This window comes from Micrococcus sp. APC 4021 (assembly GCF_030407635.1).
Classification (GTDB): Bacteria; Actinomycetota; Actinomycetes; order Actinomycetales; family Micrococcaceae; genus Micrococcus; species Micrococcus luteus.
Window position 1 is genome coordinate 1 of the sequence record NZ_JASDCZ010000090.1, and the last position, 9,258, is coordinate 9,258.

Here is a 9,258-nt window from a genome sequence, read left to right on the forward strand (position 1 = left end):
CCCCCCGCCGCGGCCTCGTCAGCCGCGCCCCTCCGCCTGGCCGTGGTGGACATGTCCGGCACGTCCATCGTGGAGCACGGGCTCCAGGACACGGCGTTCGCCCGCACGTTGGACCAGCACGGCGTCCCGGCGGGCACGCCGGAGCACGACGACGCCGCTCGGCGGTTCCGCGCGCTCCGGCCCACCTCGCGCACGGCCGTGTTCCCCCGCGTGTTCGCCGACCGGGCGGTGGCCGCGGCGGCGACCCGCACGTTCGAGGCGGCCTTCGACGCGCTGCTGGCCGAGCACGGCGTCCAGGCCGTCCCGGGCGCGGAGGAGGCGCTCGTCCGCCTGCGCGCCCTCGGCCTCCACGTGTGCCTCTGCACCGGCTACGCCCGCCACACCCAGAACATGATCCTCGAGTCGCTGGGGTGGATGGGCCTGGCGGATCTGAGCCTCTCCCCGGACGACGCCGGCCGCGGCGTCCCCTACCCGGACATGATCCTCACCGCCCTGCTCGGTCTCGACCTCGACGACGTCCGCAGCGTCCTGGTGGTCGGGGACACCGCGGAGGACATGACGGCCGGGCGCCGCGCGGGGGCCGGACTCGTGGTCGGCGTGCGCACGGGTCGCGACGCGGACGACGTCCTGCTGGCGGCGGGCGCGGACCGGGTGGTGCCGGGCCTGGCCGACGTGCCGGACCTGGTGGTCCGCACCCGCTGAGCCGGCGCCGGCCCGCCCCGCGCGGCCGCTCAGCGACGTCGCGGGGTGCGCACCCGGCGGGGCAGCAGCGCCAGCATCATGGCTTCGAGGGCCAGCTGCTCCGGCACGTTGGCGGCGATGCGCTCCCGGGCCGTGGTGACGGCGTCGATCCGGGCGAGCACCTCGGCCGAGTCGCCGGCGGTGCCGCGGGCGTACGCCTCGATCTCGTCCCGACGGTGCTCGTTGATGAGCTCGCCGTCGGCCCCCAGCTGCACGCGCAGCACGTCCCGGAACAGGCCCATGACGTCGATCATGGCCCGGTCCAGCGAGTCTCGGACGGCGCGGCGCCGCCGGCGGGTCTGGTCCTCCTCGAGCCGTTTGACGTGGTGGCGGAGCTTGGGCGGGACGGGCTCGCCGGGCTCGAGGCCCAGGGAGCGGCGCAGTGCCTCGAGCTCCTCGGCGTCCCGGGCTTCGGCGGCGGACTCGGCCTCGGCCTTGGACACCTCGGCCAACGTGGCGGCCAGGGCCATCGCGTCGGAGACGGCGGTGGCCTGGAGCGGCAGGGAGAGGATGCGCTCGCGGCGTTCGAGGGCCTCCGGGTCCCGCGCGAGGCGGCGGGCCATGCCCACGTGCGACTGGGAGATCCGGGCGGTGGTGAGCGCCGTCTCGCGGTCCAGCCCGTCGCGGCGGTGCAGCAGCTCCGCCACCTGCTCCACGGCGGGGATGCTCAGCGTGATCAGCCGGCAGCGGGAGCGGACGGTGGGGAGCACGTCCGCGGGGGACGGGGTGCACAGCATCCAGATCGTGCGGGCCGGCGGCTCCTCGATGGCCTTGAGGAGCACGTTCGTGGCGCGCTCCGTCATGCGGTCCGCGTCCTCCATGAGGAAGATCCGCCAGCGCCCGGTGGCGGGGGTGGACTGGCCGGCCTCCACGAGGGCGCGGACGTCCTCGATCCGATAGCTCACCGCCTCGGTGGCCAGCACGGTCACGTCCGGGTGGGTGCCGCCGAGGACGGTGCGGCACGCGTGGCACTCGCCGCAGCCGCGCGCCGCCGGGTCTGCGACCTCGCACTGCAGGGCCGCGGCGAACGCACGCGCCGCCGTCGACCGGCCGGAGCCGGGCGGGCCCGTGAACATCCAGGCGTGGGTGGGACGGTCCTCGGCCGCGGCGCGGCGCAGCTGGGCCACCGCGGCCTCCTGGCCCGCGAGGTCCGCGAACACGGCGGGGGCGGGGGCCGTCATCGGTCGGCCGCCTGGGCGGTGACGCGGGCCAGCGCGCGGGCGGTGAGCTCCTGCGGCGGCAGCGCGCCGTCGAGCACGAGGTACCGCTCGGGCGCGGCCGCCGCGCGCGCGAGGAAGGCGGCGCGCAGGGCCTCGTGCCGGTCCGCCGTCTCCCGCTCCATGCGGTCGGGGGTGCCCTCGCCCTCCGCCGCGCGCCGGTCACGCCGGTCCGCGGCGGTGGCCGCGTCCACGTCGATCAGCACCGTCAGATCGGGGACGAGGCCGTCCGTGGCCCACTCGTTCAGGGCGGCGATCCGCGCCTCGCCCAGCCCGCGCGCCGCGCCCTGGTAGGCCACGGACGAGTCCACATACCGGTCCGTGACGACGACGGCGCCCCGGGCCAGCGCGGGGCGCAGCGTGCGGACGGCGTGGGCGGACCGGGCCGCGGCGAACAGCAGCGCCTCGGTGCGGGGGTCCACGGGGGCGTGCCCGGGGTCCAGCAGCAGCTCTCGCAGCGTCTCGCCCAGGTCCGAGCCGCCGGGCTCGCGCGTGAGCACCACCTCGTGGCCCGCGGCGCGCAGGGCCTCGGTCAGGGCGCGGGCCTGGGTGGACTTGCCGGATCCGTCCGGTCCCTCGACGGCGACGAACAGGCCGCGATGCTCGGTCTGGGTGCTCACGCCTCGAGCCTAGACGCCGCCCCGGACGGGGAGGGAACCCGGCCGGGCCGACCGCCTAGACTGACCGGCATGAGCGCCCCCATGCACTTCGCCCTGCTCGTCGACCACTGGCTGTTCCGCGTCCTGGCGATCGCCGCGCTCGGGCTCGAGGTCTGGGCGCTGGTGGACGTCGTCCGGCGCCGCCCCGACGACTTCGCCCGCATCGGGGGCCGGGACAGGAGCTTCTGGCTGATCCTCACCGGCGTCGCCGCCGTCGTCGGGCTCCTCGGCGTGCTCGCCGGCGGCGGGATGGGCATGTTCGGCCTCGTGGCCGCGTGCGTGGCGTGCGTCTACCTCGCCGGCCCCCGCCAGGACATGGGCCCGGCCCTGCGCCGCTGAGGGTCCCGCGCCGTCGGCGCCGCCCTCATGACGTCGGCGCCACCGCCGCCCAGCGCACGCTCAGCTCCCCGCGCCGCCACTGGTGCGGGCCGCCCAGCACGGGCCAGCCCGCCGCGCGGAGCGTGCCGACCGTCGCCAGCCACCGCTGCCGCGTCCCGTAGGCCGCGAGCGGGGCGTGCGCGGCCCACGCGGCGTCGGCCTCCGCCAGGAGCCGATGGACGGGCTCGCCGGGCACGTGCCGGTGGATGAGGACCTTCGGCAGGCGCGCCGCCACGTCCGAGGGGCGGGCGAAGGACCCCAGCCTGAGGGCCACGGTCAGGCTCGCGGGCCCGTCCCGACGCAGGTCCACCCAGGCCGCCCGCCGGCCGTCCTCGGAGCAGGTGCCCTCCACGAGGACGCCGTCGTCGGCGAGCCCCGCGCACAGCAGGGACCAGATCGCGGGCACGTCCTCCTCCCGGTACTGGCGCAGCACGTTGAACGCGCGCACCACGGTGGGCGGCCGCGGCACGGGCAGCTCGAAGCCGCCGACCGCCCAGGTGACCCCCGGCAGGCCGCCGGCCCGCTCCCGCGCCCGGGCCACCCGAGCGGGGTCGATCTCGAGGCCCACCAGCTCGAGGGCCGGGTTCTGCACGCGCAGCCGCTGGGCCATCTCGACGGCGGTCACCGGCTCCGCGCCGAAGCCCAGGTCCACGGCCAGCGGGCGGGGAGTGCGCCGCAGCAGGGGGCCGTGCACGTCCGTGAGCCAGCGGTCCACCCGGCGCATCCGCTGCGCCGCCGTCGTGCCGCGGGTGATGTGGCCCTGCGGGCCCCGTGCCGGGACTGGGCTGGGCGTCGTGCGCGCGCGCAGCCGCCGGGCCTTCTCCACCATGGGCTCCAGCGTAGGGGAGCGGCGGGACGGGTCCGCCTAGGATGGTGACATGGCGAACACCACGTACACGCTGGTCCTGCTGCGGCACGGTCAGAGCGAATGGAACGAGAAGAACCTGTTCACCGGCTGGGTGGACGTCCCGCTGACCGAGAAGGGGCGCGCCGAGGCCGCCCGCGGCGGTGAGCTGCTGGAGGCGGAGGGCATCCGCCCGGACGTGGTCCACACGTCCCTGCTCAAGCGCGCCATCACCACGGCCAACCTGGCCCTCGAGGCCGCGGACCGCCAGTGGATCCCGGTCAAGCGCAGCTGGCGCCTGAACGAGCGCCACTACGGCGCCCTGCAGGGCAAGGACAAGGCCCAGGTGAAGGAGGAGTTCGGCGAGGAGCAGTTCATGGTCTGGCGCCGGTCCTTCGACACCCCGCCGCCCGCCCTGGACGACGACTCCGAGTTCTCCCAGATCGGCGACGAGCGCTACGCGGACCTGGGCAAGGACGCCCCCCGCACCGAGGCCCTCAAGCAGGTCATCGACCGCCTGCTGCCCTACTGGGAGGAGCAGATCCTGCCCGACCTCAAGGCCGGCAAGACCGTGCTGATCGCCGCGCACGGCAACTCGCTGCGCGCCCTGGTCAAGCACCTGGACGGCATCTCGGACGAGGACATCGCGGGCCTGAACATCCCGACGGGCATCCCGCTGGTCTACGAGCTGGACCAGAACTTCAAGCCGATCACCGCGAACGGCCGCTACCTCGACCCGGAGGCCGCCGCCGCCGGCGCCGCCGCCGTGGCCGCCCAGGGCTCCGCGCACTGACGCGTCCGACGACGACGGGCCGGGACCCCGCCGGGGGCCCGGCCCGTGGCGTCGGGGACGGTCAGGAGCCGGTGGCGTCCGGGCGGTGGGTCGCCCACTCGCCCGTGACGAGGTAGCGCACCTTGGCGGCCACGGACAGGCCGTGGTCCGTGAACCGCTCGAGGTAGCGCGAGGCCAGCGTGACGTCCGTGGTGGTGGCCGGCGTCGCGCTCCAGTCCGGGGCGGCGATCGCGCGGAAGACGGACAGGTGCAGCGCGTTGACGTCCTCGTTGAGGGCGTCGATCCGGTCCCCGTGCGCCAGGTCCTGGGTCTCGAGCAGCAGGACGACCTCCTCGGCCACCTCCACGGCGGCGTCGCACATCGCGGTGATCACGGTCCGGACCTGTTCCGGGATGACGTGCTCGGGGTAGCGCAGCCGGGTCAGCTGGGCCACGTGGCGGGCGAGGTCGCCCATGCGCTCGAGCGAGGAGCTCATCCGCAGCGTGGCGACGACGGTGCGCAGGTCCGTGGCCACGGGCGCCTGCAGCGCCAGGATGCGCACGGCCTGCTCGTCGAGGGACTCCTGCAGCTGGTCGATCCGCGCGTCCTCCGAGATGACCCGTTCGGCGCCGTGCACGTCGGCCGCCTCGAGGGCGGCCTGCGCGTCCATCATGGCGCGGTGCACGAGGCGGGCGATCTCGGTCAGGTCGCGGCCCAGCCGTTCGAGGTCGGCTCGGTAGAGCTCGCGCATGGTCTCCTCTCCCCGGCGACGCCCGTGCGCCGCCGACCCCGACTCCCCGGGGCAACGGTCCACCCTGGCAGGGCAAGATGAACGGCCCATGAACGCCGATCGTCCGGCGTCTGGCGGGGCCGGGGCAGCCCGTCTCCGGGCCGCCAGAGGCTAGTCTGGTGCCGTGGATCCCGTCATCATCGGCCTGCTGTGCGGAGCGGTCGGACTGTTCACCGGAGTGGCCTCCATGCTGGCCTTCCGGGCGTCCGAGCGCTCGCGGACGGTGGACCTGACGGTCGGCGAACCCACCCTGGCGCCGGGCGCCGCCGAGGTCCTCTCCGTGGTCGGCCGCGCGTACGCGGTGGTGGACGACGTCGACGGCGTGGTGCGCGCGAACCCCGCGGCCTACGCCCTGGGCCTGGTGCGGGGGCACTCGCTCGTCCAGGACCAGCTGCGGGAGCTCACGCGGACCGTGCGGGCCGACGGCGTCATCGTCGAGCGCCGCATGGAGCTGCCCCGAGGACCCCTCGGGCAGTCGAGCCTCGTCGTCGAGCTGCGCGTGGCCCCGCTGGACGAGGAGTACATCCTGATCCTCGCCGACGACCGCACGGACGTGACCCGCACCGAGGCCATGCGCCACGACTTCGTCGTCAACGTCTCGCACGAGCTCAAGACGCCGGTGGGCGCCATCTCCCTGCTCTCCGAGGCCATCGGCGACGCCGCGGAGGACGAGGAGGCGGTGCGTCGCTTCGCCGCACGGCTGGGCGTCGAGTCCCGCCGGCTCACGGCCCTCGTGCAGGACATCATCGAGTTCTCCCGGCTGCAGGCCAAGGACGTGGTCCAGGACGGAGGGCCCGTGGACCTCAACGCCGTCGTCGCGGACGCCGTGGACCGCCTGCGCCTGACCGCCGAGGACCGCGGCATCGCGCTGCGCGTGGGCGGCCGCGTGGACGCGGTGGTGCACGGGGACCAGGACCAGCTGATGACCGCGGTGCGCAACCTGGTGGACAACGCGGTGCGCTACTCCCCGGAGGGCACCACGGTGGGCATCGGCCTGAGCTCCGTGGACGGGCTCGCGCAGGTCACCGTCACGGACCAGGGCATCGGCATCAGCCCGGAGGAGCAGGAGCGGGTCTTCGAACGCTTCTACCGCGTGGACGCGGCGCGGTCGCGTCAGACGGGCGGCACGGGCCTGGGGCTGAGCATCGTCAAGCACGTCGTCATCAACCACGGAGGGGAGGTCACCCTCTGGTCCCAGCCGGGCCGCGGGTCGACCTTCACCATCCGCCTGCCCGAGTGGGGGGACGGTGTCGCCGTCGACGGCGCGCCGGGTGCCGCCCACGTCACCGAGCGGCGCGGTCACCGGGTGACCGCCTCGGCCGCACCCCCGACCCGGAAGGAGACGAGCGCATGAGCCGCATTCTGATCGTGGAGGACGAGGAGTCGTTCAGCGACCCCCTGTCCTACCTCCTGGAGAAGGAGGGGTTCGAGGTCACCGTCGCCGCCGACGGCAACGAGGCGCTGAGCGTCTTCGAGCGCGACAGCGCGGACCTGATCCTCCTGGACCTGATGCTCCCGGGGATGTCCGGCACCGAGGTGTGTCGTCAGGTGCGCCAGCGCTCCAACGTCCCCGTGATCATGCTGACCGCGAAGGACTCGGAGATCGACAAGGTCGTCGGCCTCGAGCTCGGGGCGGACGACTACGTGACCAAGCCGTACTCCTCGCGTGAGCTGGTGGCCCGCGTCCGCGCCGTGCTGCGCCGTCAGGGGGACCAGGAGGAGCCGATGTCGGCGACCATCAGCGCCGGCCCCGTGCGCATGGACGTCGAGCGGCACGTCGTCTCCGTGGACGGCGAGCAGGTGTCCCTGCCGCTCAAGGAGTTCGAGCTGCTGGAGATGCTGTTGCGCAACGCCGGGCGCGTGCTCACCCGCGGCCAGCTGATCGACCGCGTGTGGGGCTCCGACTACGTGGGGGACACCAAGACCCTCGACGTGCACGTGAAGCGCCTGCGCTCCAAGATCGAGCCCGATCCCTCGAGCCCCCGCTACCTCGTCACGGTGCGCGGCCTGGGCTACAAGTTCGAGGCCTGACCGGCGCGCTGCACCCGGGACGACGACGGCCCCGGCTCCACCTCGCGGTGGGGCCGGGGCCGTGGCGTGCCGGGCGCAGGCCCGGCGGAGGTCAGTGCTCCTCGCCGTAGTGGTGGGTCTCCTCGTGGAGGTGCCCGACGAGATCCTCCTCCGAGGGCTCGACTCCCTCGGGGAGCAGGTCACGGTACTGCTCCTGGGTGGCGCTCAGCAGCGGGACGGCCAGGTCGGCGGTGCCGCCGTTGCCGGAGACGGTCACGGGCAGGTTCTCGCCGACCCACACGCCCTCGCGCTCCAGGACGGTTGTGTTCGCCTCGTCCTCGAGCTTGCGGCTCTCGCCGGCGGGGACCTTCAGGGTCGCGGAGCCGCCGCCCTCGGCCTGGAAGGTGTAGGTCTGATCCTGGCCGGAGGTGTTCTCCACGGTGCCGATCAGGCGGGCGGGGCCCGACTCGCCGTCGCCGACGAGGGCGAGGTTGCGGTAGCTCAGGAAGTCCTGCTCCTGGCCGTTGATGCCGTCCGAGGGGGAGTACTGGATGGCGGTGGCGATCGGGCTCACGGCGGAGCAGCCGGTGGCGCCCAGCAGGGCGACCGCGGCCAGCGCACCTGCGGCGAGGTGGCGCCGGGCGGGCCGGGATGCGTTCTTCACAGAGGTCTCCTCAGGTGCGATGACGTGCTCAGGAGCCCCGAGGCAGGGGCCCTGCCAGGTCAGGCTACCGCATCCCGGGACGCCGGCAGGCCTGTGGTGCGGGGTCGTCCACTATCACATCCGGAGGCCGAAGATGTGACGGCACGCGCGGCACGACGAGGCCGCATGATAGAATGAGACGACTGAAAGGGGCACAACAACATGGTTTTTGAGGTCGGAGAGACCGTCGTCTACCCCCACCACGGTGCTGCGCGGATCGAGGAGATCAAGATGCGCACCATCAAGGGGGAGGAGAAGATGTACCTCAAGCTCAAGGTGGCCCAGGGAGACCTGACCATCGAGGTCCCTGCGGAGAACGTCGACCTCGTCGGCGTGCGTGACGTCGTGGATGCGGAGGGGCTCGAGCACGTCATGGAGGTCCTGCGCGCCGAGCACGTGGAGGAGCCGACCAACTGGTCCCGCCGCTACAAGGCCAACCTGGAGAAGCTCGCCAGCGGCGACGTCAACAAGGTGGCCGAGGTCGTCCGCGACCTGTGGCGCCGCGACCAGGACCGCGGCCTGTCCGCCGGCGAGAAGCGCATGCTCTCGAAGGCCCGCCAGGTGCTCGTGTCCGAGCTGGCGCTGGCCAAGAAGGTCACCGAGGAGGAGGCCGAGGGCCGCCTGGACAAGGTGCTCGAGGGCTGACGAGCAGCACACGGCAGGGGAGGGGCCCGCGTCCACGACGCGGGCCCCTCCCCTGTCTCGTCCCCGGCCGTCGCCGCCATGGGGGTCCCGGGCCACGGACCCCGGCGCGCTCCCTAGGATGAGGCCATGCCCACCGCCCTCGTGATCGCCGCCGCCGGCGCCGGCACCCGCCTCGGCGCCGGGCTGCCCAAGGCCCTCGCCCCCCTTGCGGACGGCCGCACCCTCCTGCACCACTGCCTGGAGTCCGTCGCCGCCGCGCGCGCCGCCGGGCTCGCCCTCGACGCCGTCGTGGTGCTCACCCCGCCGGCGGGGGCCGACGCCGGCCGCGTGGCCGCCGAGGTCGACGCCGGCCCGCACCTGGACGTGCCCGTGCACTGCGTGCCGGGCGGCGCCGAGCGCGCGGACTCGGTCCGCGCCGGACTCACCGCGGCCTCCCGCGCTCTGGCCGACCTCGCCCCGGCGGGGGCGCCCCGCCGCGTCCTCGTCCACGACGCCGCCC

The 9,258-nt window shown here is 74.5% G+C and carries 12 protein-coding genes; 7 read left to right on the forward strand and 5 right to left on the reverse strand.

Features of this window, described 5'->3' with window-relative positions:
- On the forward strand, window positions 1–702 hold a 702-nt coding region (locus tag QL983_RS08435), incomplete at its 5' end, for an HAD family hydrolase (protein WP_290152284.1).
- 29 nt (window positions 703–731) lie between these two features.
- On the opposite strand, the gene QL983_RS08440 is transcribed toward QL983_RS08435, so the two are convergent.
- Entirely contained in the window at window positions 732–1,922 is a 1,191-nt protein-coding gene (locus tag QL983_RS08440) for a DNA polymerase III subunit delta' (protein WP_036384674.1), read from the reverse strand.
- Window positions 1,919–2,578, reverse strand: coding sequence for a dTMP kinase (gene tmk / locus QL983_RS08445; protein WP_036316043.1), 660 nt, complete (start codon window positions 2,576–2,578; stop codon window positions 1,919–1,921). The genes QL983_RS08440 and tmk overlap by 4 nt, the downstream gene beginning before the upstream one ends.
- A gap of 81 nt (window positions 2,579–2,659) precedes the next feature.
- On the opposite strand from tmk, the gene QL983_RS08450 reads away from it, so the two are divergent.
- Window positions 2,660–2,956, forward strand: a complete 297-nt coding sequence (locus tag QL983_RS08450; protein WP_036384680.1) for a DUF2516 family protein — start codon at window positions 2,660–2,662, stop codon at window positions 2,954–2,956.
- A 25-nt stretch (window positions 2,957–2,981) separates the two neighbouring features.
- On the opposite strand, the gene QL983_RS08455 is transcribed toward QL983_RS08450, so the two are convergent.
- Window positions 2,982–3,824 carry a class I SAM-dependent methyltransferase gene (locus QL983_RS08455; RefSeq protein WP_290152287.1) on the reverse strand — a complete coding sequence of 281 codons (843 nt, stop codon included), beginning with the start codon at window positions 3,822–3,824 and terminating at the stop codon, window positions 2,982–2,984.
- Window positions 3,825–3,873: 49 nt separating this feature from the next.
- On the opposite strand from QL983_RS08455, the gene QL983_RS08460 reads away from it, so the two are divergent.
- The gene (locus tag QL983_RS08460) at window positions 3,874–4,632 is read left to right on the forward strand and encodes a phosphoglyceromutase (RefSeq protein WP_063189350.1); all 759 of its coding nucleotides are present in this window, start codon (window positions 3,874–3,876) and stop codon (window positions 4,630–4,632) included.
- Between the two features lie 61 nt (window positions 4,633–4,693).
- Here the strand turns inward: QL983_RS08460 and phoU are convergent, their stop codons facing one another.
- Window positions 4,694–5,362, reverse strand: a complete 669-nt coding sequence (gene phoU / locus QL983_RS08465; protein WP_036316039.1) for a phosphate signaling complex protein PhoU — start codon at window positions 5,360–5,362, stop codon at window positions 4,694–4,696.
- 163 nt (window positions 5,363–5,525) lie between these two features.
- Here phoU and QL983_RS08470 point away from each other — a divergent pair, with 163 nt between their 5' ends.
- Together QL983_RS08470 and QL983_RS08475 are read left to right on the forward strand one after the other, a co-directional pair.
- On the forward strand, window positions 5,526–6,755 hold the full coding sequence (locus QL983_RS08470; protein WP_036316036.1) for an ATP-binding protein: 1,230 nt from the start codon (window positions 5,526–5,528) through the stop codon (window positions 6,753–6,755).
- On the forward strand, window positions 6,752–7,432 hold the full coding sequence (locus QL983_RS08475) for a response regulator transcription factor (RefSeq protein ID WP_041104721.1): 681 nt from the start codon (window positions 6,752–6,754) through the stop codon (window positions 7,430–7,432). The genes QL983_RS08470 and QL983_RS08475 overlap by 4 nt, the downstream gene beginning before the upstream one ends.
- Before the next feature lie 91 nt (window positions 7,433–7,523).
- Here QL983_RS08475 and QL983_RS08480 read toward each other — a convergent pair whose 3' ends face one another.
- Window positions 7,524–8,075 (reverse strand): hypothetical protein, encoded by a 552-nt coding sequence (locus QL983_RS08480; protein WP_036384688.1) that lies wholly within the window; start codon window positions 8,073–8,075, stop codon window positions 7,524–7,526.
- 201 nt (window positions 8,076–8,276) lie between these two features.
- On the opposite strand from QL983_RS08480, the gene QL983_RS08485 reads away from it, so the two are divergent.
- Together QL983_RS08485 and QL983_RS08490 are read left to right on the forward strand one after the other, a co-directional pair.
- Entirely contained in the window at window positions 8,277–8,759 is a 483-nt protein-coding gene (locus QL983_RS08485; RefSeq protein ID WP_002858073.1) for a CarD family transcriptional regulator, read from the forward strand.
- A gap of 126 nt (window positions 8,760–8,885) precedes the next feature.
- Window positions 8,886–9,258 (forward strand): 2-C-methyl-D-erythritol 4-phosphate cytidylyltransferase (locus QL983_RS08490; protein ID WP_290152294.1); only part of this gene is annotated, 373 nt, incomplete at its 3' end.

What these genes read in the sequence shown, in the direction of transcription:
- phoU (WP_036316039.1), bottom strand. Translation starts at nt 5,362, where the DNA reads ATGCGCGAGCTCTACCGAGCCGACCTCGAACGGCTGGGCCGCGACCTG.
- QL983_RS08455 (WP_290152287.1), bottom strand. Translation starts at nt 3,824, where the DNA reads ATGGTGGAGAAGGCCCGGCGGCTGCGCGCGCGCACGACGCCCAGCCCA.
- QL983_RS08485 (WP_002858073.1), top strand. Translation starts at nt 8,277, where the DNA reads ATGGTTTTTGAGGTCGGAGAGACCGTCGTCTACCCCCACCACGGTGCT.
- QL983_RS08460 (WP_063189350.1), top strand. Translation starts at nt 3,874, where the DNA reads ATGGCGAACACCACGTACACGCTGGTCCTGCTGCGGCACGGTCAGAGC.
- QL983_RS08450 (WP_036384680.1), top strand. Translation starts at nt 2,660, where the DNA reads ATGCACTTCGCCCTGCTCGTCGACCACTGGCTGTTCCGCGTCCTGGCG.
- QL983_RS08440 (WP_036384674.1), bottom strand. Translation starts at nt 1,922, where the DNA reads ATGACGGCCCCCGCCCCCGCCGTGTTCGCGGACCTCGCGGGCCAGGAG.
- QL983_RS08475 (WP_041104721.1), top strand. Translation starts at nt 6,752, where the DNA reads ATGAGCCGCATTCTGATCGTGGAGGACGAGGAGTCGTTCAGCGACCCC.